Genomic DNA, 22,545 nt, shown 5'->3' on the forward strand with positions numbered 1-22,545 from the left:
TAAGCCCACCAGCGTTCCGGGGAGTACTGGAGTGCGCGAGCCTCTGGGAAATCCGGTTCGCCGCCACCATTCATACCTTTCACAGCCCACTCAGGAGAGATATCTCTCCCGAGTGGGCTTTCTCTATTTATACAGCGTCAGCGTGACGAGTGAGTATGCAGGGGGACAGCGGCAGCACCATCCGGTGCGGATGGATATGAACTATTAATACTCCAACAGCGTCGAGTTAATACATGGGCGTTGTAAGTATCTCGATGCCGGACGAGTTGGAGGAGCGAATCGACACGTTTGCGGATGAACACGGGTATACGGGTCGCAGCGAGGTCGTTCGGGAAGCGGTTCGGAATCTGATGGGGGAGTTCGAGGACAAGCGACTGGAGGATCGCGAACTGATGGCGATCGTCACCGTGTTGTTCGATTACGAGACGACCACGGTCGAGGAGAAGATGATGCATCTCCGTCACGACCACGAGTCTATCGTCGCGTCGAACTTCCATAGCCACGTCGGTGATCGGTACTGCATGGAACTGTTCGTGCTGGAGGGTCAGCTGGAGGACATCTCCGCGTTCGTCGGCAAAGTCCGTGCCACGAAGGACACGCTCTCGGTCGATTACTCGGTGTTGCCGGTCGACGATATCAACATGTTCTCGTAAGGCATCGGCGACACTGGAAAGCCTTGCCGCGTGTCGGGACTCCGCGAACCGTTTGAGACCTTCAGTAGGCGTTTAAGTCGGGGCCGCGTAGGCGGCGGCGATGAAAGACTCTATTCTCGATACAATCGGGTCCCCACTGGTCTCGGTTCGCGCACCGGAGGGGGCGACCGTTGCAGCGAAGATCGAGTCGTTCAACCCTGGCGGGTCCGCGAAGGACCGGCCGGCGAAGTACATGATCGACGACGCCGAGCAGAACGGGACACTCGAACCGGGTGATACGCTCGTCGAACCGACGAGTGGCAACACCGGCATCGGGATGGCGATGGTCGGGGCGACAAAGGGGTACGACGTGGTGCTGGTGATGCCGTCCTCGAAGTCGCCCGAGCGCCGCCAGATAATGAAGGCCTACGGTGCGGAGATAGAGTTAGTCGATGGCGACATCTCCGACGCGAAAGAGCGCGCGGACGAACTGTGCGAGCGCGACGACTACGTCCAGCTCCGGCAGTTCGAGAACCCGGCGAACCCGAAGGCCCACTACGAGACGACGGGTGAGGAGATTATCGAGCAAGTGGGCGACCGGGCGGTCGACGCGCTGGTGGCGGGCGTCGGAACCGGCGGCACGATCACCGGCACCGGCCGTCGACTGCGCGAGGCGTTCCCCGAGATGGATATCGTCGCGGTCGAACCGGCGGACAACGCCGTCCTCTCGGGGATGGAACCGGGTACCGGCGAGGACAGCTTCCAGGGGATGGGGCCGGGTTTCATCAGCGACAACTTGGACACCGACCTGCTGGACGACGTGGTAACAGTTGAACTCCCGGACGCGGAAGACGAGTGCCAGCGGCTCGCTCACGAGGAGGGCATCCTCGTCGGCCAATCCTCGGGTGCGTCGAACCTCGCGGCAAGAGAGGTCGCTGAACAACTCGTCGCGGATGGCGTCGACGACCCGCTTGTGGTCACCGTCTACTGGGACAGCGGGGAGCGGTACATGTCGACCGGGATGTTCGACTGAGAGCGGTCTGTTCTACGTGAGCGATGTGACCCGAATCAGGCCCCGAACTCCGATTCGGTCACTCTGACGACGAGCGTGTCGTCCACGTCCCGCAGGTCGTATTCGGGAATCGTCTCCCCGGTCCGCGTCAGGAGCATCGGCTCAACGAGTTCGGGCGGGCGCTCGGTTTCCACCGCCTGTGTGTCGGACGTTGATTCTGACTCTCTTTCCGACGAGGCTTCGTCATTAGAGTCACTGTCGACGTCCGACTCGACGATACCGTACACTTTGAGAAAGCGACCGGTCTCCTCGGGCGCAACGTCGTCGTCCCGGATCGCTGCAGCGAGGTTCCGCGAGAGCCACTCCGTCTCGCTGATCGAGGGATCGCGGACGAACGCGGCGTCGGCGAAGCGGACGAGATACCAGTTTAGGTCGTTGAGCAACGCAACCGCCGCCCCGAGACTTACCGTGTCGACGGTGACGGTGTTCGCGAACGGTTCCTGCAGGTCGTAGGTGGCGAGCGCGTTCCGCGCGGTCTCGCGCGAGAGGAGTTCGTACCGGAGGTTCACGCCCTCGCTCCCGACGAGACAGACCTGCGTCATGGCTCAACCCTCGCCCGCCCCGGAAATTTAGCTTTCGATGGGGATGACAGCACGGCCCTGTGCACAGGCTTTGGCGCGTTCGAACAGGTCGTCGGGTTCGGCCGCTCGAACCGCTTCGAGCGAGGCGTTCGTCTCCGGGTGCGACGGCGCGACGCGGTTACAGCCCGTGTCTATCGTCGAGTCCTCGAAGGTCCCGATGGTCCGCGCGTGATTGGTTATCTCGGATTTGTCAACGGTGAGGTTCGGGCGGTGCACCGGGAGCGTCGTCGCGGCGTCCGTGACGGCGATGTTCGCGCTCGTCTGGCTGGATTTCTGTCCGATAGCCTCGCCGGTGACGATGCCGACAGCGTCGTATTCGTGTGCGATAGCCTCGGCGACTGCGAGCATGAACCGGCGGAGAACGAGCATTCGGAGCGATCCGAGGTTTTGAGAGAGGTCGGTGACGACGTCACCGGCGTCAACGACGCTGATGGACAGGTCGTGTCCGGGTGCGTATGAGGCGAGTGTTTTGACTGTCGAAACGGCTCGTGCCCGGTGATCGGGGCCGCCGTAGTCACCGAGGTCGACGTAGACCGGGATCACGGGCGCGCCGCGCTTCATCAGTTTCCAGGCGGCGACGGGCGAGTCGATACCGCCGCTGACGAGGGCGACAACGGGCCGCTGGGTCCCGAGCGGGAGGCCGCCGGGCCCCGCGCGTTTCTCACAGAAGACGTACGCCTCGTCGGCGCGACACTCGACGAACAGTTCGAAATCGGGGTTGTCGAGGTCGACAGCGGGCTTGTCGCCCAGTTCTTCGATTGCCTCCCAGACGGCGGTGCCACCGTCGGACTCGATATCCGTACTCGAAAAGGGGTGTGCCTCTGCTGGTCCTGCCCGGCGGGCGTTGACGGCGAAGGTACCGCCGTCGTACTGCTCTCGTGCGGTTGCAGCCAGTGCATCTCCGATTGCGGATAGCGTCGGGTTAACGGTCGTGACCGCCGAGGCAGAGGTGACGCCGAACGTGTCGGCCGCGGCCGCGGTCACGCCCTCCGGTTGGTCAGTATGGATGAACAGCCGGTTCCGTCGCTGTTCGAGGTCTCCTGACAAGTCGCGCGCTTCGAGCATTGCTCGGAGGTTGTCCGCCAGTTGTCCCTCCATCTTCCGGCGGACCTGATCGCTCTTGACGCCGAGTTCTCCGTGGCGAACGAGCACGCTGTCGGCGTCTGGCGGATTCATACCCGCGAGTTGACTATCGGTGAGTAAAGGGGTGTCGCCTCGCTGTCTCAGAACGTCGAGAGATTGCCCTCAATGACCTGCCGCGTGATGTCGGTCACGTCGGCCAGTTCGTCGTCGATTGTGGCCTGGATGTCCGCTTCGACGTCACCGACTGCGACACCGTCTTCGGTGATAACCGTCGCGTCGGCGACGTGGGGCTCGTCGATCGGCGAGCCGATCTGGGAGAGCAGGCGCATCTGGACCTGCCGGATACCGTCGACCTCGCTCGCGACGGACTGGGCGATCTCCGTCGAGAGGAGGTTGTATATCTTCCCGATGTGGTTGACGGGGTTCTTCCCGGATGTCGCCTCCATGCTCATCGGCCGGTTGGGCGTGATGAGGCCGTTCGCGCGGTTCCCGCGGCCGACGGAGCCGTCGTCGCCTTGCTCGGCGCTGGTGCCGGTGGTCGTGAGGTAGATCGACTCGGCGTCGTAGTCGTCGGCCGTGTTGACGTGGACCGTTACGTCCCGGTCGGTGTACTCCTCGGCGAGGTCGGTGACGAACGCTTCCACGTCTGAGACGGCGGATTTGTACGCCTCGAGGTCCGGAACGTGTTCGTCGACCATCGCAACGGCCACGGTCACGTCGATGTGGTCACCCTCGCGTTTGCCCATCACTTTCACGTCCTGACCGACGACCGGGTTTGACTCGGCGTACTCGCCGGTCAGTTTCTGCTCGGTGTTGCGGACGATCTGTTCGGTCTCCGTCAGCGGGGCGTGACCGACGCCGTAGCTCGTGTCGTTTGCCATCGGGACTGTCGCTTCTTCGCCAAACACGGTCTGGAGGTCGCCTGACCCTTCGCCGAACTGCACGTCGACGATGACGTCGGACCCGAGGTCGAGGTGCGGGAACTGCTCGTCGAGGTAGTCGCGAGCGGCCCGGAGGGCGATGCTTTCGGCCGGGATACGCTCGCCGTCGAACTTCTTCGTCGCCCGACCGACGACCAGAATGTAGATCGGCTCAAGCACTTCGCCGCCGCCGTATGCGGGGGCGGCAGTGCCGGCGACGAGTTGTGTCTCATCGGTGTTGTAGTGCAAGACTGTGCCGAATCGGTCGATGTACGTCTGTGCCAGCGCACGCGACACTGTCTCCGCGATACCGTCACAGATAGAGTCCGGATGGCCGATACCCTTGCGCTCTACGACTTCGATATCCTGATCTTCGACGGCGAGCCCGCTCGCAGGTTGGACGTGGATGTTCCGCTCGGTCATTGCCTCGACTTCGTCTGGCCGGGTTCTATAACTTACGGGAACAGATAGCGGCTGAATGATTACTCGTTCGCATCGCTAAGTAGCATGCCGAGATAGGAGGTCTGCTGTTGATCGTTCGGGTCCAGACCGATGTCCCGAAGTACCTCGTATGCCCCCTCTCGAACCGGTTCGATGTCGCCGTCGGTTTCCTGTTCGACTTCGACGAACTCGCCGACATCGTCGACAGCGTCGAGCGTGACATCGTACTCCCGGACCTCGTAGATCCGGCGGTTCTTCCGAACGGTCGCCGCCGGCTCGAAGCCGAGGTGCTGGACGATAGCGTCGATGTCATCACCGTTCTCGACGCCGGTTTCGAACTCCTCTCTGCTCTTGGACTCTGCTTCGAGCAGCGGTCCTTTGTATGTCACTTTCGCGTTCGTCTCACCCTTCCTGGTCTCGCGCCGGACCCGGAATGCTTCGTCTGTCTCGGCGAAATTCCGGTGGGGCGCATCGTAATACGTGTCCGTCTGGATCACCGTGTCGACTTGTTCGGCCCCGAGTTCGTCGAGTCGCTCCGCGACAACCTCGATGTCCGCTGGCACTTTCACCTCGACTTCGTACATACTGTGGCGCTGGGCCGGGCCGCTGAAAAACGCTCCCGTCGACCGCGCCATTTACTGTGTCCGCTCTCTCGGGTAGTAGTATGGCCGGTCGCTACGAACCGATCGATTCCCCGGATGAGACGACCCTCTTTCCGTACCATGACCTGACGCCGCCGACAGTTGCAACGGTCGCGCGCGCCCGGCAACGCATCCGACAGCACCTCCCGGAGACGCCCCTGGTCCGCAGCGAAGCCCTCTCCGAAGCCCTCGACGCGGATGTTCTGCTCAAGCGAGAGGATACCCTCCCGACCGGCGCGTTCAAAGTCCGCGGCGGCGTGAACCTCGTCTCGTCGCTTGACGAGGAGTTCCGCGACGCCGGCCTGCTCGCTGCGAGCACGGGCAACCACGGCCAGTCTATCGCCTGGGCCGGCCGCGAGTTCGACGTGCCCGTCACTATCGGCGTCCCGGAAGAGGCCAACGCCGGAAAGGTCGACGCGCTGGAGCAACTCGGTGCAGAAGTCATCCAGTACGGCGAGGACTACGACGAGGCCCGCGAGCACATCGAGGACTTGGCGGCCCAGCGTGCGGCGCGCTACATCCACTCGGGCAACGAACCGAAGTTGCTTGCCGGCGTCGGCACAGCAGGCCTCGAAATCCTCGATGAACGACCAGACGTTGACCGCGTGTTCTGTCCTGTCGGCGGCGGCACCGCCGCGGCCGGGTACTGCATCACGCTCGGGGCGATGACTGACGCCGCTGTCGTCGGCGTGCAGGCCGCGGGCGCGCCCGCGGTGTACCGCGCCTGGCAGGAGGAGACGCTGGAGGCTCTCGACAGCGTCGACACCATCGCCGAAGGCGTCGCAACCCGGGTTCCGTTCGCGCTCCCGACCGAAATCCTGCAGGCGGGGCTCGCCGATTTCCGGCTCGTGTCCGAAGACGCCATCACCGACGCTGTCGCTCGCCTGTTCGAAACAGACCGCATCGTCATGGAGGGTGCCTGTGCGACGGCTGTCGCTGCAGCGCTTCAGGCTGGTGACGAACTACGGGGTGAGACGGTCGTTCTCCCCATCTCAGGGCGGAACATCGACCGCGAGAAGTTCGACCGATTGTTGGCTGAAAGCGAGTACTGACTGTCTCCTTCCGAAGTTGCTTGGCCGCTGCTGACCGGGAAACGTTGTCCTTAAGAGTGCCACGACTGACGAACAGGGTATGAGCAACGAGTCTGAGACTGACGTAGACGAGGAGACCGCAGACGAAGAAGAACAGGCGGAGGGACTCCAGAAGGGCGATGTCGTCAAGCTCGCCTACACTGCCCGCACCGTTGACGGCGGCCAGCTTGTCGATACGACTGACGAGGAAGTCGCCGAGGACGACGGTATCGACACCGAACAGCAGGAGTTCGGCCCGCGCACCATCGTACTGGGTGAGAACCACATCTTCCCGGATGTCGAGCAGGACATCTACGGGAAGGAGGTCGGCGACGAGGGCAACGTGACCGTTGCGGCCGCCGATGCCTTCGGCGAGTACGACGAGGAAGAGGTCCGGACGGTCTCGAAGGACAAGATTCCCGAGGACGACCGCTACCCCGGTGCGCACGTCGACATCGAAGGCGAGCACGGCCACATCGAGACCATCATCGGCGGGCGCGCGCGAGTGGACTTCAACCACCCACTGGCCGGCGAAGACGTCGAGTACGACTACGAAATCCTCGAAGAGGTCACGGACCGCGAGGAGAAGGCCCAGGGCATCATCCAGATGATGCTCGACATGGAGCTCGACGTGTGGTTCGAGACTGACACCGTCGAGGAAGAACAGCTCGTCGAGAGCGAGGACGACGAAGACGAGGACGAAGAGTCCGAGCCCGAGTACGAAACCGTCGAAGTCGAGAAGGAGACGCTCTACATCGAGGCGACGCCGCAGCTGACGATGAACCAGCAGTGGATGATGGGCAAACAGCAGATCGCCCAGCAGCTGACCCAGCTGCTCGACATCGACCGCATCATCGTACAGGAGGAGATCGGTGGCGGCGGCATGGGCATGCCCGGCATGATGGGCGGCATGGGCGGTGCCGGCGGCGCTGACATCGAGGACGCGCTGGAAGACGCCGACGTTGACGCCGAAGAGATCGTCGAAGAGATCGAAGGCGCTGAAGAGTAACTGCACCGCGAACACGCCCAGCGGTTCTGGAGTGCTGAGCGACAGCGATTAGGTCCGCGATACCGCGGTTCCACGCGATAGCGGCCGCTACTTCCTGACGGACAGTACGGGAGAACCATTATACGCACGACACGTCATCACTACCCATGCGAGTGTCGCTGGTGTACCCGTCACTGCTCGCGCTTCCGCCGGGAATCGCGTTCGGCATCGGCACAGTCGTGCTGACTGGAAGCACCGGAACCGGACTGGCAGCGGGCATCGGCGTCGGCCTCGGACTATTCTTGTTGATACTCATCGGAACGGAGTTCGGGTCGACGGACAGAGAGCCACAGCCCGGCGGCGAATAGAATCAGGCGATGTCGCGGCTGGTGTCGATGCTGACCTCTTCGACGAGATTGAGTTTGATGATGTCAGTGGGGGCGCGCCCGCCGCGGAACTTCGGAATCGCGAGGCGGTTTTCCACCTCGTCACCGGCCGTCGTGGTGTTGAGCTGGAACACCACGTCCGCGAAGTGCTCGGTCGTGTCCCGAAGCGGTGGCACCTCACGGCCGTCCAGACAGTGGACGATAGCGAGGCTCCCGGTGTTGACGATGTGGTTCTGCAGGTCGTTCATGAACGCGCGAAAGCGTGAGTGTGGCTCCTGGGCTTCCAGCACGTCGAGGGGGTCGACGATGAGGTTCGAGGTCTCCGGCAGCGCCGAGACGAGCTTACCGGCGTTGTCCAGGGGTGCCTCGCCGGAGATATGCCGCACCGTCGGGTCGCCGGTGTTGGCCGGCGTCTGTTCGATGCTTGCGATGACAGATTCGGCAGTCCGGTCGAGTGACAGCCACAGTGTCCCGCGCGTGGCGGTGAGTTCGTAGAGGAACAGCTCCGCCTGGCTAGCCGGCTGGGCAGAGAGCACGACGATACTCCCCGCAGGGATACCGCCATCGAGCTTTCTGTCGAGGACATCGATGCCCGTTCGCAACCGGTTGGCCATACCACTGAAGAATTATTTAGCCACGAGATTAAGTATTCCGCTTGGCGAGAACGTTCGCTATCTCGACGTATTTTGCCGCCGCCCGGTCCGATTCCAGCGGCTTCGACACCGACGGAACGTGAACGGTCTCTGGGCAGGACAGCAGTGGCGATGGGTCTACGGACCCGTCACTGCCGACCAGTACCGCGATGGCGGGTGGGGCGCCGAGTGAACGAGCCATCGCCGCAGTCTTGGCTGCGTCGGTGAGGCTCTGACGGGTTGGTTCGCTCACGAGCACCGTCCTGTCAGCCGCCCGCAGGGGCCGGGCAGCGTCCGGGCCCGCTCCGGCCGGACAGTCGAGTACCACGGGGCGATCACGCCGGGGCAAGCTGCCAATAGCGTTGTCGACGACGCCCTCGGGTGCAGTCTGACAGGGGAGTACGTCGACGTTTTCGACGGCCGTCGCGCGCTGGGCAACTGCCGTTGGCTCAGTCGAGGCCGTGATATCTGCGATTCCGGGTGTCGGATCGACCCCAGCACGACGGTGGAGGTTCGGCATATCACGGTCGGTGTCTACGACCAGCGACGGTTTGGTCGGCGTCCCCAGTGCCTGACCGACGCCGAGGGCGATGGTCGTTTTGCCACAGCCACCCTTGCCGCCAGCGATTGCGAGCATACTGTGGATGGACCGGCTATCGGTATTGAAACCTTGTACTGGAGTCGAGAACATTGACAACCGAACTGGGCCGAAAGGACTGGCTTACATCGGTTGCCCGTTCCCTACTCTTATACGGTGATTATACGCTGTACTCCCTATGTCCGCAGCAGGCCTGTGTTTTCAACGGCGACGGTTCCAACAGCCGAACCGTTCGAGCCCGTTCTCAATAAGGCCTGATAGCGTGTGTGTAACAATATTGGTGACACCGCGACTGTGAGTATGGGTAGTGGACCGAACACAGCCCTTCAGTTATACAGTATCCGCACCCTGTCCGAACCGCTCCCCGAAATCGTCCGCCGTATCGGCGCTGCAGGCTACGACGGGGTCGAATTCGCTCACCGGTTCCACGAGGAACCGCCCAAAGATATCGCAGCAGCGCTTGATGACGTTGATCTCGAACCGGTCGCCGTCCACGCAGACCTCCCGGAGATTGAGGCTGCGCTGGACGGAGAGTCAGACCTGCTGGTCCGGTGTCGAACCGTAGGGTGTGATACACTCGTTATCCCGCATTTGTCGGCGTCCGAGTTTCGAACTCAAAGCGACATCCGCTCGCTCTCCTACCGGCTTCGCGACGTAGCAGCCGGCCTCGAAGCGTGTGATATGCAGCTCGGGTATCATACGGGACGACGGACGTTCCGACCCTTCCTTCCGGACGCGGTGGGCAAACTCATCGACGAAACGCCGATACCCGCAGCCGTCGGGGAGTACACACACCAGGTGCTGACTAACCTTCGGGTAACCGACCAGACGACGATACCGAGCGAGACGCCCATGTGGAACCTCCTTGCTCGAACCCCGCCGGCGGCGCTCACGTTCGAACCGGAGGTCGCTGAGATCCGCGAGGCCGGCTGCGACCCGACCGCGCTCTTCTCACTCGGCGGTGAGCGTATCGAGATGGTACACCTCCGGGATGTCGCTCCAATCGGGCCGTTCCGGGGCTACACGAACGTCCCACACGGGGAGGGCGTTGTGGATATGGAGGCAGTTCTGGACGCCGCCAGCGACGCTGGCGTTGACTGGGTGATCTACGAAAACGAACTCGACAGCGACCCGACGGCGAAGATCGATCACGGGAGGGAAACGCTAGAGCATCTCCTCGACGAGAGCAAGCCGTCGCACAGTTCCACACGGCTGCCCGCCACGAGTTCGTGACCGCTGTCAGTCGGTGTTAGCCCGGCTATAACAATACCGATGCACCCGAACGGCTGGGACATGAACCTCCATCACGAGCGCATCGAAGCCTCGCCGCCGGCGAGCACGATGAGCTTCTGTCTCACGACCGACCTCACGGGGAACGGTCGGCCAGATGTTATCGTTGGAGCGCTCGGCGACGAGCACGAGGTCCAGTTCCCACTCGTCGACAAGTCAGTCGACTTGCTGTCCGTGTTCGGTATGGGGCCGCTGGCCCGCTGGCTCCAGACGAACGTGTTCTGGTACGAAAACCCCGGCTGGGAGCGACACGACGTTGCCAGCGCACCGGAACTCTCCGTCGGCGGCTCGCTCGGCGATATAACGGGGAACGGTCGGCCGGACATGGTTGCTGGCCAGAACATCCACCAGCACAAACTGTGGTGGTTCGAGATCCCGGACGACCCGCGAGAGCAGTGGACGCGGCGGCTCATCACCGACGACTTCGAGAAGTATCACGACACCGCCGTGGCGGACGTGGACGGCGATGGCCAGAACGAGGTCGTCGGACTGTCTCAGGAGTCCAAGACGGTGTTCTACTACGATATTCCCGAGGACCCGACGCGGGAACCATGGCCGGTTGCGAACCGCCATGTCGTCGCTGAGGACCTCGATGTCGAGGGTGTCGCTGTCGAGGATGTCGACGGGGACGGCGAGGTCGAAATCGTCGCCGGCCCCAACGTCTTCCATCGGACGACCGACGGCTGGGATAGAGAGCCTATCGCCGACGACTGGCAGTGTACCCGTGTCGCCATCGAGGACATCGACGGCGATGGGGAGCTTGAGATTATCCTTGTCGAGGGCGACGAACCGTATCTCGACGACCGCCCGGCCAGGCTGGGTGTGTTCGACCCGCCCGGGTGGGATCTGACGCTGCTGCACGACGACCTCTCGAACCCGCACAGCCTCGACGTAGCGGACTTCGACGGCGACGGCAACCCCGATATTTTCGTCGCGGAAATGGGGCTAGAAGACGGACACGAACCGCGACAGTTCGTGTTCCACAACGACGGGGCGGGGCACTTCGAGCAGAAGGAACTGAGTGCCGGCATCCCCACCCATGAAGCGAAGGTCGTCGACCTCGACGGCGATGGTATCCCCGACATCGTCGGCAAAGCATACACCGAGCCACGCGTCGATGTCTGGCAGAGCAATCCCTGACTAGTCGTCCCGTACTGCTATTTCGGCCGCTATGTCTTTCTGACCCGTTTTCGAACCCGCTGCCGCTGCTCCCGGAGCCGAACTTGCTGATGTAAGCGACCGTTCAATTCCCGTGTCGGGGGATTCAAGACCGTCCGGAGCGCGGTACCGAGTGAAATGCGGCACGACCACATCATCAGCGCGAAACAACTCTCGCGGGGCGACATCGAGACGGTGCTCGACCACGCGGCCGACATCGCGGCTGACCCGGGAGCGTTCGCGGACCGGCACAGCGACACGCTGCTTGGGCTCCTCTTTTTTGAGCCGAGCACCCGGACAAAGATGAGCTTCACAACGGCGATGAAACGCCTCGGCGGCGACATCGTCGATATGGGCTCTGTCGAGTCCTCCAGCGTGAAAAAAGGCGAGTCACTGGCTGACACTGTCCGCGTCGTTGAGGGGTACACCGACGCGCTCGTGCTCCGGCACCCGATGGAGGGCTCCGCGAAAATGGCGAGCGAGTTCGTCGACGTGCCGCTCGTCAACGCCGGCGACGGAGCCGGTCAGCACCCCACACAGACGCTGCTCGACCTCTACACGATCCGTGAGAACGCGGGCTTCGACGACTTGACTATCGGCATCATGGGCGACCTGAAGTACGGGCGAACTGTCCACTCGCTGGCCCACGCACTCACGACCGTCGACGCCAGCCAGCACTTCATTAGCCCGGAGTCGCTCCAGCTTCCGCGCTCGGTCCGCTACGACCTCCACGAGGCCGGCGCGGGCATCCGAGAGCACACCGAACTCGACGAGATACTCCCGGAACTGGACGTGCTCTACGTCACCCGTATCCAGGCCGAGCGGTTCCCCGATGAGAGTGAGTACCGCGAAGTCGCCGGCCAGTACCAGATCGACGCCGACACGCTGGCGGCGGCCAAAGACGACCTGACTGTGATGCATCCGCTCCCGCGCGTCGACGAAATCGCCCACGACGTCGACGAGACCACCCACGCACAGTACTTCCAGCAGGCCCACAACGGCGTCCCGGTACGGATGGCGCTGCTCGACCTGATGCTCGGAGGCGACCAATGAGCGACAAGGACCAGCAACTCCGCGTCTCGAAGATCCAGAACGGCACCGTCATCGACCACATCGCGGGTGGACAGGCGTTAAACGTCCTGGCAATTCTCGGCATCGACGGCACCAGCGGCGACTCCGTCTCCGTCGCGATGAATATGCCCTCTGACCGTCTGGGGCACAAAGATGTCGTCAAGGTCGAGGGCCGCGAGCTCTCCCAAGACGAGGTCGACGTGCTCTCGCTCATCGCCCCCGCGGCGACGATCAACATCATTCGCGACTACGATGTCGTCGAAAAAGGCCGTGTCGAGCGACCGTCGGTCGTCGAGGGCGTCCTCGAATGTCCGAACCACAACTGCATCACAACCGAGAACGAACCAGTCGACTCACGCTTTGCTGTCGGCGACGACGGCGTCCGCTGTGAGTACTGCGATACGATCATCCGCGACGACCTGCCGGCACACATTCTCGCAGAGTAGAGGGCCGGGTCTGCCCCGATCTGGCTACTGCAGCCAGATGCTCGCAAACGAGTCGAAGTAGTCTTCGCCAGTATCGACCAACACATGGTCCGCACCCAGTGCCGTAACGCGGTTTGACACCGAGTCGATGTGGGCATCGAGCCGTGACTGGTACGTTTCGGCTAGCGAGCCGCTGAAATACGACCGGCGTTTCTCGTCGCTTTCGGAGTCGGCAAACAGCACGTCGCCGACGACGCCGGGATCCCGTTCTGCTGGGGCGACCACGCGGACAAGTAACACGTCGGCATCGTTGCGTGCGAGCGCGGCGATACCCGATTCGAGTGCCTCCGGGTCGGTCAGGCAGTCGCTGAACACCACGACGAGCGAGCGCGAGCGGATCCGTTTGGCGTACGCCTCCAGCGCGGATTCGAAATCTGCCGTCCCGTCGGGCGTTATCTCGTTCAACTGGTCGATGAGTGAGAGGAGTTCCCCCCGGTTCGACTGACCTGTATCGATCCGGTCCACTCGGTCACGGAACGTACAGAACTGGAAGTCGTTGTTCTCCTCTGCAGTGAGGTAGGCGAAGCCGAGCCCGAGCTTGGCGGCGTACTCGAACTTGTGACTCGATGCGTCGCCGTAGTCCATCGATGCGCTCGTGTCGACGAGCAGGTGGACGGTCAGGCTCCGCTCTTCCTCGTACTGCTTGATGAAGTATTCCTCGGTGCGGGCGAACAGCTTCCAGTCGATACGGCGCGTGTCGTCCCCCGGCGAGTACCGCCGGTAGTCGCTGAACGTGAGCCCCTCGCCGACCCGCGGGGACTGCTGATCACCCTGCCGAATCGAGGTCGTCTGGCGGTTCAGCGCCGCGGTGAACCGGCCGAGTTCGTCCAGAAAGTCCGGCTCGATAGTCACGGCTGTCCCTCCCACCCTCGCTGGCCCGCCGCCGACTGAGCTGAGGTCACTGGGTGTCTCATTCCAGCAGGGCCGCGATGAGGTCGTCCGCCGTCCGTCCCTCCCGCTCGGCCCGGAAGTCAACGATAATCCGGTGGCGGAGCACGGGCGCGGCCAGCGCCTCGATATCCTCGCCGGTGACGTGCGAACGGCCGTGGAGGAACGCCCGCGCCTTCGCTGTCTGGACGAGCGCCATGCTCGCTCGCGGGCTGGCCCCGAATTCGATGTCGTCGGCCTCGCGGGTCCGGCGAACGAGCTGGACCGCCCGGTCCCGTAGGTCGTCGGCGATAGGCATCTCGCGGACCAGCTGCTGGATCGCCTGAATCTCCGTGCGGCTCAGCGAGCGCTCGACGGGGACTTGCTCCGCGCCGGCGGTGTACATATCGACGATTGTCCGCTCCTCGTCGTAGTCGGGGTAGTCGACCAGCAGCTTCAGCATGAAGCGGTCGGTCTGGGCCTCCGGGAGTGCGTAGGTCCCCGACTGGTCGATGGGGTTCTGGGTGGCCAGAATGAAGAATGGACGCGGCAGTTCGTAGGTCTCGCCCGCGGCGGTCACCTGTTTCTCCTGCATCGCTTCCAGCAGCGCGGCCTGTGTCTTCGGCGTCGCCCGGTTGATCTCGTCGGCCAGCACGACGTTGGCGAACACCGGCCCCTTCTCGAAGACAAACTCACGCCCGCTGTCAGTCTCGCGGATGATCTCGGTCCCCGTGATATCGGAGGGCATCAGGTCCGGAGTGTTCTGAATCCGGGAGAACTGGAGGTCGGTCACCTCCGCGACGGTCCGGACCATCGTCGTCTTCCCCAGTCCGGGGTTCGATTCGAGCAGGGCATTGCCGTCAGCCAGGATACAGATGAGTAGTTGCTCCAGTACCTCTTCCTGGCCGACGATTCGCGTGGCGATCTGTTCACGTGCGTTCGCGATCTTCTGCTGTAGTTCGTCGATGTCTTGCTCTGGGCTCATGGGTCGGTGTCCTCGTCGTCTGTGTCTTGGTCTCGAATCCTGAGATTGTACTCGCGGATGAGGTCCGCGTCCTCGACGTCTTCCTGGCCGGCGAACCCGGCCTGCTGGCTGTCGACCGTGCCGCCGCCGCTCCCCGGTTCCCCGGCGTCCGGCGACGATGGGAACGACTGGTCCCGGTCGATTTCCTCGTCGCCGCCCGTCGAATCGATCTGGGCGGTAAGGTTCTCGTCGCCCGCCTGCACGTCCTCGCTGTCGCCGAGTATCGCGTCGCCGTCTTCGAGGCCCTCGTACTCGCTGGGCCGGTCGTTCGGCGATTCCGTCTCGACCGGGTCGCGGTCGAGCAGACCAATGTCCACGACGGCTATCTGCACTGTCGCCAGACTCAGCAGGATAACGACGATAAGCGTGCCGAGCAGTCGCCGGCTATCGACAAGGGCGACGCTCGAACTCTGTTTCAGGCCCGAAAGCACGTCTTCGTAGAGCCTGGCCGCCATCCGCGTTTCGGCCCCGTCCTCGACCGCGTCCCGTGCCGTCCGGAGCGCATCGGTGATGTTCTCGTTCGCCGCCTCGAACTGCTCGACGAGCGGCTGGCGGACCCGGTATAGGTACTCGCCGACGAACCAGAGCACGCCGGCGACAATGCCGACGACTGCGCCCGTGGGGAACGATAGCGCAGGTATCGAGCGGCCGACAGCCGCCCCGACCGGGTCCGTCACAGCCGTCGGAACTGACAGCTGTGTCGGGAGTTCAGTCGGCGAGAGGACAGTCAGGAAGATGTTTACCAGGAGAAAGATCAACACCGCGTCGACGATGGCGTAGACGAACGCGGCCTTCTTGCCCTCGCGTCTGACCTCGGCGATGGCGTCTGCCATGCGTTCACGTGCCTGTGCCCGTCCGTTTTCAGGCGGCTCTTCGTCGCCGTTCTCTCCGGTATCTGTGTCGGGATTGTCCATCAGTAGTCCTCGCAGGTCGGGTCTGGTGTCTCCATCCTGTTACAGATGGTCTCGATATCGTCTCTCAGCGCCTCGTTCTGCTCTTCGAGTTCGGTGATGTCGCTTTCGAGAGAGGAGATCCGTGATTCCAGACTGTCGATTTCGTCCTGCAGGTCCGACACTTGGTCCTCTAGCTCGTTGCGCTCGTCCTCCAACTCCTCGTTTTCGCTCTCCAGGTCGCCGATTGTCGACTCGAGGTCATCAACCTCATCTTGGAGATTGTCGCGTTCGTCCCGAAGGTCGTCGACTGCCCCCTCTAGCTCTTCGACGCGGTTCTCGCTCTTGCGGAGCGACTGCCGGGTCTCTGACAGTTGGCTCTCCGTGGCGTTCAATTGCTCCTCCGTCTGGTTCAGGTTGGTTGCGACCTGATCGACGTCCTCCGACCGCGTCTCCAGTCGCTCTTCGAGTTCATCGACACGGGTCTGGGTGGATTCCAGCTCATTTCTGGTGTCGTCCAGATTCCCCCGAAGTTCGGCGTTTTCCTGCCTGAGATCCTGGTTCTGCGAGCGCAGTTCGCTCGCGGAGTCCTGGTACAGTACCGTCGTTCCGCCGGTGCCGACCATCGAGAGGACGATGAACACCACGAGTCCGAGGTTGATTCGGCGGCCGATTGCGCTCACGGGAGACCACTCTCCAGGGAGGTGCGACCGCGGTACACTTGAACACGCCGGGCGACCACCTCGCCGGTGAACAGCAGGAGCGCGCCGAGCAGGGCGAGCCAGTCCCAGGTGTCCCGAACGGTCCGGACTCGGGTGGACTTCTGGCGCGCCTCTCTGGCTATCTGTTCGCCCTGGTTCGGGCTGAAGGTCTGCCCGCCCGTCGTTTCGACGAGTGCATCGAGGCTGTCACTCGGGCCGAAGGACGCGTACTCGGCGGGATAGTTCGCCGCGTACTCGGTGTCGAGTGCGGTCTGATACCCTGCCTCCCGAGGCGTGAACTCGCCGCGATACCGGCCGTCGCCGATCTGGCGGAAGGAGATGTTCGCCGCCTCCGGGCGGCTATCACCCTGGTAGGTCAGCGTTGTCGGACGCCCCACACGGGCGTCACCGACCGCTGTGACGCCGGTCTGCGTGCGCATGGGATCGCCTACCGCGTAGTTGACCGACTTCGTGACGACCAGCGAGTCCGGCCGGTCGAGCAGGCCGCCCATCGTGTTATCCGAATCGTAGGCGGTGATCGAGACCACGCGGCCCAGCCCGAACCGCCAGGAGGTGATGGCCGGCTTCCCGTCGGCAGTGGCGACCTGGTAGTCGGCTCCGGGCTTGACCTGAACGTTGTTTGCCTGGCCGGGGTTGGCCGTCAGCTCCACACCGGAGGTGATGAAGGTGTCTTCGGTGACGATTGTGAGATTTTCCCCCTGGTAGCGCCGTGATGAGCCGCCAAAGAGGAGCCGCAGCCGCTCGGTCTCGTCGGCCGCGAAATACGAGCCACCGGACTCGCTTGCGATCTGGCGCATCGTCGGGACGCCGACGCGCTTGCCGACGCCGACCGAGACGACGCGGGTCCCCTCACGGCCCAGTTGGTTGGCGACGGCCGCCGGCGGCCCGAGCCGGTCCTGTCCGTCACTGAGGAGGATGATCGTCCCTTCGCGGTCGCCCAGCAGTTCGTCGGCCCCCTGGAGGCCGACGGCGATGTCCGTCGCGCCGCCGCTGTTGAGCCGGCGTATCTTGTCGGCAGTCTCCTCGCGGTTCTGGCCGAGCGCTTGCATCTCCGAGACGCGATATGCGTCGTGGTTGAATGCGACGACACCCACCTGATTCTCGTCGCCGAGCTGGTCAAGCACGTCAAGCGCGACGGCTTTCTGTATCGAGAGGCCACTCTCGGCGCTACCGGACACGTCGACGAGGATGACGATGTTCGACTCGCCGCCGGTCGCATTCCCCACCCGGACCGGGAGCATCGAGGCCACCGATGAGGTTTCGTACCCACCGTTCTCGTAGGCGTTGTCGCCGCCCGCGACGACCAGCCCGCCACCGTTGATGACGAAGTCCTGCAGGGCGGTGGCGTTCCCGATATTGCCCGACGGTGTGTCTTGCATGACGACGGCGGCGTAGTCGTCGAGGTCCGCCGGAACCGATGAGGCCGTCGAGACGTTGTACAGCGAGTCGAGATAGTTTCGCAGCGGGTACTCGCCCTGTGAGACGTACAGCACGTCGGGCTGTTCGACGACGCGAACGCTCTTGTAGAACACGTCGTTTCGCGCGTATTCGTCGTCGCCGGACAGCGTCGCAGTCACGCGGTGTGACCCGATTTCCTCGAACGTGTGGTCGACGGTGAGCGTCCCGTCCGACCGGAGTTCGCCCTCAGTGACCGTCTCGCCGTCGATGGTCACCTCGACTGGCACCGCTTCGATGACACTCACGCCCTCCATCGAGACGGTGTATTGGGACTGGACGCCGCGGCTCACCGTCGACGGTCCCGCTATCGCCACGGCGCGCTCGGTCCGTGGGGACTGTGGGGCGACGCTGTGGACGGTCGCGTTGAGCCCGGCGGCGTCTTCGGCGGCCGTCGCCAGGCTTCGACCCTCCGTGACGCGCCCGTCGGAAACGACGACGACCGTCCCGTTCTCTTGAAGATTCGCCGCCACGCCGTCGCCGAGCCGCGAGTTCGACCCGCTGCCGATCGTCGCTCGCGTCACTGGGACCCCCTCACCTTCGATGTCCTGTACCAGTTCGTCGGTCGTGTTCGGGTAGATGCCCATGCTCGCGGATTCATCTGTCAGCAGTGTCACGCCCGGTTCGCCCGGTGTCTCGCGGGTCTGGACGGTGTACGGTCCCATCGCCCCGAGGACGAGCAGGCAGACGATGAGCACGCGGGTGGCAAGGAGGAGCCGGCGGCTCCGGTTCGAGGCCGACCGTGGCCCGCCGTCGCCACGCCGGATGAGATACGCGAGGAGGCCGACGGCGACCGGCAGGGCAAGCAGCGGCCAGAGGTGCTCGACGCCGACGGTGAGTCCCTCCGCGAGGGTGTATGAAACTGCCATCAGAGATCACCTCGCCGGCGCAGATAGCCGACCTCGACTAGCGCGAGCACTAGTCCGCCCAGCGCGAAGTACTCGGTCAACGGCTGTGGCACCGACCGCTGTTCGGTCCGGGTGAGGTTCCCGGCCGTTCCGGCGCGCTGGTCGAGTGCCTCGACGTTGGTGTTTGACTCGCTCTCGTCCAGCAGTGACGCACTCACCTGCCGGCTTTCGCTCCGGTAGAGGCCGGCCCGCTGGAGCCAGACCGAGTTCCCGGAGACACGGCCGGCCGGCCCCTCAACGGTGGTGTTACCGAACCGGACGGTCTCACCGGTTTCGTGGTTCAGCGCCGGGAGCGGTTCCCTGTCCGCGAGGTAGTACACTGCCCGTTTCCAGAACACGGGGTACTGGTAGTTGAACTTGAAGCTGGACCGGTCCTCGATGTAGCCGTAGTACATGATGCGGCCACCATCTCGGTCCTCGGTCGCGATGAGCGGCGTTCCGTCGCCCAGTTGCACCTGTGCCGACCCGGAACGCAGTGAGCCCGAAACGTACTCGTCCGGAGGCTGGAAGTCAATGCCACGTGTGAGCTGTGTCTGTGCCGTCTGGCCCACCGTTGCACCTCCCTTGGTCTCGCCGGGTTCGATGAGGAGGAGGTCCCGATACCGCTGTGGAAGGTTGTCCTGTGCCAGCACCGCGACGCCGCCACCGTCTTCGACCAGCTCGCGCCCGCTTTCGACGTTGCCGGGCAGCAGTGAGTTCGGGTCGACGTTGCTGTACAGGATGACGTCGTAGTCGCCCTGAATCGTCGTCGGCGGCTGCCTGACCGTCACGTTCACCCGGTCGACGACCGACAGCGCGGTGGTCAGGTATTGGTTCCGGTCGTTTGTCAGCACCAGTACGTCGACAGCCGTGTCCGCCGGTGCGGCGACGTGGACGCTGTTGTCCGTCGCGAAACTGTCACCCGGACTAAGCCGGGCTTCACTCCCGCCGGCCGGGACCGGTAGCGTCACCGAGCCAACGTCATCGGGTCCGAGCTGTAGTTCTCGCTGGGTGTTGCCGAGCTGAACGGTCCGGGTGACGGTCGAGTCGCCGTAGTTTTTCACCGACAGGGTCACCGCCGAACTGGAGAACCGCCGGTCGATGAACCCGACGTTCGCGTCGCCGCCACCGTCGAACTGCTGGAGATCGACCGAGAGACCGCGCCCGCGCGCCGTCGTGACCGCGGTGGTCCACTCCTCACCAGCGAAGTCGCTCAGAACGACGATTCTGGCGTTTTCGCCGGCCAGCGAAGCCGCCTGCGAGATAGCACCGCTGAGTTCCCCCGGCGCGTCCGTCGGAGTAAGTCCGTCTATCGTCCCCTGCGCTGCTGTCGGCGTCCCGCGCTGGAGCACCACATCGCCACCGTTGGTCGTGGTGACGATAGACGTCGTTCCCGTCACCTCCTCCCGGGCGGCCGCGACGGCCCGCTGGAAGCGCGTCTGTCCGTCGGCGTCTGTCTGCATGGACGCGCTCGTGTCGACGACGATGACCGTCTCCTCGACCGTCGCCCGCTCGGAGACGGTAACGTACGGTGTCGCCAGTCCGACCGCGAGCACTAGCACGACCAGCACCTGCAACAGCAGGAGGAGGCTGCGTGAAATCCGTTCGAGAAACGGCGTCGCTGACTGCTGGCGCTCTCCGGCGACGAGAAACTGGAACGTCGGCAGCGTGAGTTCCTGTGGGTCCGGTCGAATGAGGTACAGCACCACAATCGGCACCGAAAGAAGGAGGGCAGCCAGTCCCAGGGGGGCAAGCAAAACGTCCGAGAGGACCATTGTTGGTGTATCAGGCGGAGGAGGCATTTATCTTGTGACTTTGGTGACACCACTGCACGGGCACCAGACGGCGTCGTCTATTTGCGTCCCGGCGTCGAACGCTCTGTATGCGTTTCAGTCGTGCCCGCACGGAGGAGGTTCTGCGGGCTCTCGTTCACGAAATCAGGGCGGAACGGCTCACGTTTATGGCTGGCTCGATAGCCTACCACGCGTTCCTGTCGATTCTCCCGCTGTTATTGCTGGTACTGACGTTCGTCCAGCGGACGGAGAACGTCACGCTACGGGCCTCAATCGTCGGTATCATGGAGGCCGTCCTGACGGTACAGGCCAGCGGCATCATCCAGCAGGGGCTGACCGAGGCCGATGCGTCCGTGTCGGCGTTGGGCGTGGGCTTTCTCCTCTGGGGCTCGCTGCGAATCTTCCGGGGGCTGGACACAGCCTTCTCGGATATCTACGAAACGGGCGCGTCCAATACGTTCATCGACCAGCTCGGCGACGGGCTGTTACTGCTCGTGACCGTCGCCGTGGCAATACTTAGCGCCAGCGCGCTCGGCAGCGTCCTCCCTGCGCCCGGCAGCGGCTTGCTGTGGGCAGCCGTTGGTGGGCTTGTCCGGGCCGCCGGCCTGTTCGTCGTCTTCTATCCGATGTACTACGTATTTCCAGACACGGATGTCTCACCGCTTGAGGTCGTCCCGGGTGTCGCCTTCGCTGCCGGTGGCCTCACGATTGCACAGGTCCTCTTCACGGCGTTCAAATCCGGCTCGACGGGCGGGAACATCATCGCCAGCATCCTCGTCCTGCTGAGCTGGCTGTACATCATCGGCTTGGTGATACTGCTCGGGGCGGCGATCAATGCGGTCCTCTCGAACCGCTCCGAGGATGTCGATATCGACCCTGTCGTCGGCGAACATGGCCAGCAGAACACCGTTCGGATGACGACAATGTCCCGGGAGGCGCTGCTGGCCGAACTTGATACACTCGCGGACCACTTCCAGCAGGGACAGGGTACAATCACCGTCGAAGTCGGGGACGAGCAAACCGAAATCGACTGCCCGGAAACCGCGACTGTCGACCGGTCGTCGGACGTGTTCGGTCTGGACCAGTCGGTCGCGCTCACGCTCAGGTGGTGGCCGAACGAGAAGTAGCGCCGGTCTACTGTGCGTCGCGGCGTTCCCACGCCTGAATCGTCGGGAGCGACCATCCGCGGCCGATGCCCAGCCCTCGGGCCAACAGCACCGCGAGTGCACACCCGGCTGATGCCATGCTGACCGTCACGCCAATCTGTGCCAGCGCCCAGAAGGCGAGGCCACCGATGACGGCACAGGACGCGTAGAAGTCCTCGCGGAGGATAAAGGGCGTTCGGCCCAACAGCAGGTCCGATATCGCGCCGCCGCCGGCCGCGTTGACCGTCGCCAGCGCGACGACGGCGAACACCGGGAGGCCGGCCTGGTGGCCCAGCAGCGCTCCGGTGGTCGAGAAGGCCGCCAGCCCGATGGCATCGGCGGTCAGGACGACGGGGTGCTGGTGGCCGTCGTCGAGGAAATGCACCAGCAGAACGGCGGCGGTGACACCGAAGAGCGACAGGGCGACTTCGCCGGGGGACTGCAGGGAGTTCGGAACTCTGTTCAACAGCAGGTCCCGCGTCGTCCCGCCGCCCAGCGCCGTCATCACGCCGACGACCGTGACGCCGAACACGTCGTAGCGCTCCTCGATGGCTTTCGCCGCGCCGACGAACGCGAACCCGACCAGCCCGATAGCGTTCATCACCGCAAACGCGTCTGTCACACTGCCCCTCCAGCCTGTCGGGACCTGCCACGTGAGCGACCACGCGCGAGCCGGGCCGCCGCCACGAGTATAGCGGTCATTACCGTACTACT

Annotated in this window: 23 protein-coding genes; 10 read left to right on the top strand and 13 right to left on the bottom strand. The window is 63.8% G+C overall.

All coding sequences use genetic code 11. The features are described from left to right. Window positions 1-233 precede the first annotated feature (233 nt). Both C444_RS08860 and C444_RS08865 read left to right on the top strand, forming a co-directional pair. On the top strand, window positions 234-653 hold the full coding sequence (locus C444_RS08860) for a CopG family ribbon-helix-helix protein (protein ID WP_004592383.1): 420 nt from the start codon (window positions 234-236) through the stop codon (window positions 651-653). A gap of 100 nt (window positions 654-753) precedes the next feature. Further along, complete coding sequence (locus C444_RS08865) at window positions 754-1,665, top strand: PLP-dependent cysteine synthase family protein (protein ID WP_004592385.1); 912 nt, start codon at window positions 754-756, stop codon at window positions 1,663-1,665. A 35-nt stretch (window positions 1,666-1,700) separates the two neighbouring features. On the opposite strand, the gene C444_RS08870 is transcribed toward C444_RS08865, so the two are convergent. From C444_RS08870 to cyaB, 4 genes are read right to left on the bottom strand one after another with little or no spacing between them, the layout of a single operon-like run. Further along, window positions 1,701-2,246 (bottom strand): DUF5804 family protein, encoded by a 546-nt coding sequence (locus C444_RS08870; RefSeq protein WP_004592387.1) that lies wholly within the window; start codon window positions 2,244-2,246, stop codon window positions 1,701-1,703. A 27-nt stretch (window positions 2,247-2,273) separates the two neighbouring features. Next, on the bottom strand, window positions 2,274-3,461 hold the full coding sequence (locus C444_RS08875) for a tRNA sulfurtransferase (protein ID WP_004592389.1): 1,188 nt from the start codon (window positions 3,459-3,461) through the stop codon (window positions 2,274-2,276). Window positions 3,462-3,508: 47 nt separating this feature from the next. Further along, entirely contained in the window at window positions 3,509-4,711 is a 1,203-nt protein-coding gene (locus tag C444_RS08880; RefSeq protein ID WP_004592391.1) for a methionine adenosyltransferase, read from the bottom strand. Window positions 4,712-4,770: 59 nt separating this feature from the next. Further along, window positions 4,771-5,313, bottom strand: a complete 543-nt coding sequence (gene cyaB, locus C444_RS08885) for a class IV adenylate cyclase (protein ID WP_049909368.1) — start codon at window positions 5,311-5,313, stop codon at window positions 4,771-4,773. Window positions 5,314-5,393: 80 nt separating this feature from the next. Here cyaB and C444_RS08890 point away from each other — a divergent pair, with 80 nt between their 5' ends. From C444_RS08890 to C444_RS08900, 3 genes are all read left to right on the top strand, one after another. Next, a complete protein-coding gene (locus C444_RS08890) occupies window positions 5,394-6,422 on the top strand; it encodes a threonine ammonia-lyase (RefSeq protein WP_004592395.1) in 1,029 nt (342 codons plus the stop codon). Window positions 6,423-6,501: 79 nt separating this feature from the next. Beyond that, the gene (locus C444_RS08895) at window positions 6,502-7,449 is read left to right on the top strand and encodes an FKBP-type peptidyl-prolyl cis-trans isomerase (protein WP_004592396.1); all 948 of its coding nucleotides are present in this window, start codon (window positions 6,502-6,504) and stop codon (window positions 7,447-7,449) included. A 146-nt stretch (window positions 7,450-7,595) separates the two neighbouring features. Next, a complete protein-coding gene (locus C444_RS08900) occupies window positions 7,596-7,796 on the top strand; it encodes a hypothetical protein (RefSeq protein WP_004592397.1) in 201 nt (66 codons plus the stop codon). 2 nt (window positions 7,797-7,798) lie between these two features. Here C444_RS08900 and C444_RS08905 read toward each other — a convergent pair whose 3' ends face one another. Then, on the bottom strand, window positions 7,799-8,428 hold the full coding sequence (locus C444_RS08905; protein ID WP_004592398.1) for an RAD55 family ATPase: 630 nt from the start codon (window positions 8,426-8,428) through the stop codon (window positions 7,799-7,801). Window positions 8,429-8,456: 28 nt separating this feature from the next. Beyond that, complete coding sequence (locus tag C444_RS08910) at window positions 8,457-9,083, bottom strand: MinD/ParA family ATP-binding protein (protein WP_004592399.1); 627 nt, start codon at window positions 9,081-9,083, stop codon at window positions 8,457-8,459. A 261-nt stretch (window positions 9,084-9,344) separates the two neighbouring features. Here C444_RS08910 and C444_RS08915 point away from each other — a divergent pair, with 261 nt between their 5' ends. The 4 genes from C444_RS08915 (at window position 9,345) to pyrI (ending at window position 13,009) form a co-directional block, all read left to right on the top strand. After that, window positions 9,345-10,277 (top strand): sugar phosphate isomerase/epimerase family protein, encoded by a 933-nt coding sequence (locus tag C444_RS08915; protein ID WP_004592400.1) that lies wholly within the window; start codon window positions 9,345-9,347, stop codon window positions 10,275-10,277. Window positions 10,278-10,316: 39 nt separating this feature from the next. Further along, entirely contained in the window at window positions 10,317-11,474 is a 1,158-nt protein-coding gene (locus tag C444_RS08920) for an FG-GAP repeat domain-containing protein (RefSeq protein ID WP_004592401.1), read from the top strand. 156 nt (window positions 11,475-11,630) lie between these two features. Then, window positions 11,631-12,545 carry an aspartate carbamoyltransferase gene (pyrB, locus tag C444_RS08925; protein ID WP_004592402.1) on the top strand — a complete coding sequence of 305 codons (915 nt, stop codon included), beginning with the start codon at window positions 11,631-11,633 and terminating at the stop codon, window positions 12,543-12,545. Further along, window positions 12,542-13,009 carry an aspartate carbamoyltransferase regulatory subunit gene (gene pyrI, locus C444_RS08930; RefSeq protein WP_004592403.1) on the top strand — a complete coding sequence of 156 codons (468 nt, stop codon included), beginning with the start codon at window positions 12,542-12,544 and terminating at the stop codon, window positions 13,007-13,009. The genes pyrB and pyrI overlap by 4 nt, the downstream gene beginning before the upstream one ends. A 24-nt stretch (window positions 13,010-13,033) precedes the next feature. Here the strand turns inward: pyrI and C444_RS08935 are convergent, their stop codons facing one another. Genes C444_RS08935 through C444_RS08960 form a run of 6 tightly spaced genes read right to left on the bottom strand, consistent with a single transcriptional unit; the run spans window position 13,034 to window position 20,668 of the window. Beyond that, the gene (locus tag C444_RS08935) at window positions 13,034-13,900 is read right to left on the bottom strand and encodes a DUF58 domain-containing protein (RefSeq protein WP_004592404.1); all 867 of its coding nucleotides are present in this window, start codon (window positions 13,898-13,900) and stop codon (window positions 13,034-13,036) included. Between the two features lie 58 nt (window positions 13,901-13,958). Beyond that, window positions 13,959-14,900 carry an AAA family ATPase gene (locus C444_RS08940; protein WP_004592405.1) on the bottom strand — a complete coding sequence of 314 codons (942 nt, stop codon included), beginning with the start codon at window positions 14,898-14,900 and terminating at the stop codon, window positions 13,959-13,961. After that, a complete protein-coding gene (locus C444_RS08945) occupies window positions 14,897-15,853 on the bottom strand; it encodes a DUF7502 family protein (RefSeq protein WP_004592406.1) in 957 nt (318 codons plus the stop codon). Before C444_RS08945 ends, C444_RS08940 begins: the two co-directional genes overlap by 4 nt. Continuing rightward, window positions 15,853-16,512, bottom strand: a complete 660-nt coding sequence (locus C444_RS08950; RefSeq protein WP_004592407.1) for a hypothetical protein — start codon at window positions 16,510-16,512, stop codon at window positions 15,853-15,855. Before C444_RS08950 ends, C444_RS08945 begins: the two co-directional genes overlap by 1 nt. Continuing rightward, window positions 16,509-18,875 carry a VWA domain-containing protein gene (locus C444_RS08955; RefSeq protein WP_004592408.1) on the bottom strand — a complete coding sequence of 789 codons (2,367 nt, stop codon included), beginning with the start codon at window positions 18,873-18,875 and terminating at the stop codon, window positions 16,509-16,511. Before C444_RS08955 ends, C444_RS08950 begins: the two co-directional genes overlap by 4 nt. Next, entirely contained in the window at window positions 18,875-20,668 is a 1,794-nt protein-coding gene (locus C444_RS08960; protein ID WP_004592409.1) for a vWA domain-containing protein, read from the bottom strand. Before C444_RS08960 ends, C444_RS08955 begins: the two co-directional genes overlap by 1 nt. A gap of 107 nt (window positions 20,669-20,775) precedes the next feature. On the opposite strand from C444_RS08960, the gene C444_RS08965 reads away from it, so the two are divergent. Next, window positions 20,776-21,813: a YhjD/YihY/BrkB family envelope integrity protein gene (locus C444_RS08965; RefSeq protein WP_004592410.1), complete on the top strand. Its 1,038-nt coding sequence runs from the start codon at window positions 20,776-20,778 to the stop codon at window positions 21,811-21,813. Between the two features lie 7 nt (window positions 21,814-21,820). Here C444_RS08965 and C444_RS08970 read toward each other — a convergent pair whose 3' ends face one another. Continuing rightward, window positions 21,821-22,453: a trimeric intracellular cation channel family protein gene (locus tag C444_RS08970; RefSeq protein ID WP_338036205.1), complete on the bottom strand. Its 633-nt coding sequence runs from the start codon at window positions 22,451-22,453 to the stop codon at window positions 21,821-21,823. Window positions 22,454-22,545 lie beyond the last annotated feature (92 nt).

Origin of the sequence: Haloarcula japonica DSM 6131 (genome assembly GCF_000336635.1) — an archaeon.
GTDB classification, from domain to species: Archaea; Halobacteriota; Halobacteria; order Halobacteriales; family Haloarculaceae; genus Haloarcula; species Haloarcula japonica.

Bases quoted from the DNA above. Each gene is read 5' to 3' on its own strand.
- C444_RS08955 (WP_004592408.1), bottom strand. From the start codon at position 18,875: ATGGCAGTTTCATACACCCTCGCGGAGGGACTCACCGTCGGCGTCGAG.
- C444_RS08905 (WP_004592398.1), bottom strand. From the start codon at position 8,428: ATGGCCAACCGGTTGCGAACGGGCATCGATGTCCTCGACAGAAAGCTC.
- C444_RS08920 (WP_004592401.1), top strand. From the start codon at position 10,317: ATGCACCCGAACGGCTGGGACATGAACCTCCATCACGAGCGCATCGAA.
- C444_RS08900 (WP_004592397.1), top strand. From the start codon at position 7,596: ATGCGAGTGTCGCTGGTGTACCCGTCACTGCTCGCGCTTCCGCCGGGA.
- C444_RS08945 (WP_004592406.1), bottom strand. From the start codon at position 15,853: ATGGACAATCCCGACACAGATACCGGAGAGAACGGCGACGAAGAGCCG.
- C444_RS08865 (WP_004592385.1), top strand. From the start codon at position 754: ATGAAAGACTCTATTCTCGATACAATCGGGTCCCCACTGGTCTCGGTT.
- C444_RS08895 (WP_004592396.1), top strand. From the start codon at position 6,502: ATGAGCAACGAGTCTGAGACTGACGTAGACGAGGAGACCGCAGACGAA.
- pyrI (WP_004592403.1), top strand. From the start codon at position 12,542: ATGAGCGACAAGGACCAGCAACTCCGCGTCTCGAAGATCCAGAACGGC.
- C444_RS08875 (WP_004592389.1), bottom strand. From the start codon at position 3,461: ATGAATCCGCCAGACGCCGACAGCGTGCTCGTTCGCCACGGAGAACTC.
- C444_RS08860 (WP_004592383.1), top strand. From the start codon at position 234: ATGGGCGTTGTAAGTATCTCGATGCCGGACGAGTTGGAGGAGCGAATC.
- C444_RS08915 (WP_004592400.1), top strand. From the start codon at position 9,345: ATGGGTAGTGGACCGAACACAGCCCTTCAGTTATACAGTATCCGCACC.
- pyrB (WP_004592402.1), top strand. From the start codon at position 11,631: ATGCGGCACGACCACATCATCAGCGCGAAACAACTCTCGCGGGGCGAC.
- C444_RS08910 (WP_004592399.1), bottom strand. From the start codon at position 9,083: ATGCTCGCAATCGCTGGCGGCAAGGGTGGCTGTGGCAAAACGACCATC.
- C444_RS08870 (WP_004592387.1), bottom strand. From the start codon at position 2,246: ATGACGCAGGTCTGTCTCGTCGGGAGCGAGGGCGTGAACCTCCGGTAC.
- C444_RS08880 (WP_004592391.1), bottom strand. From the start codon at position 4,711: ATGACCGAGCGGAACATCCACGTCCAACCTGCGAGCGGGCTCGCCGTC.
- C444_RS08965 (WP_004592410.1), top strand. From the start codon at position 20,776: ATGCGTTTCAGTCGTGCCCGCACGGAGGAGGTTCTGCGGGCTCTCGTT.
- C444_RS08890 (WP_004592395.1), top strand. From the start codon at position 5,394: ATGGCCGGTCGCTACGAACCGATCGATTCCCCGGATGAGACGACCCTC.
- cyaB (WP_049909368.1), bottom strand. From the start codon at position 5,313: ATGTACGAAGTCGAGGTGAAAGTGCCAGCGGACATCGAGGTTGTCGCG.
- C444_RS08960 (WP_004592409.1), bottom strand. From the start codon at position 20,668: ATGGTCCTCTCGGACGTTTTGCTTGCCCCCCTGGGACTGGCTGCCCTC.
- C444_RS08940 (WP_004592405.1), bottom strand. From the start codon at position 14,900: ATGAGCCCAGAGCAAGACATCGACGAACTACAGCAGAAGATCGCGAAC.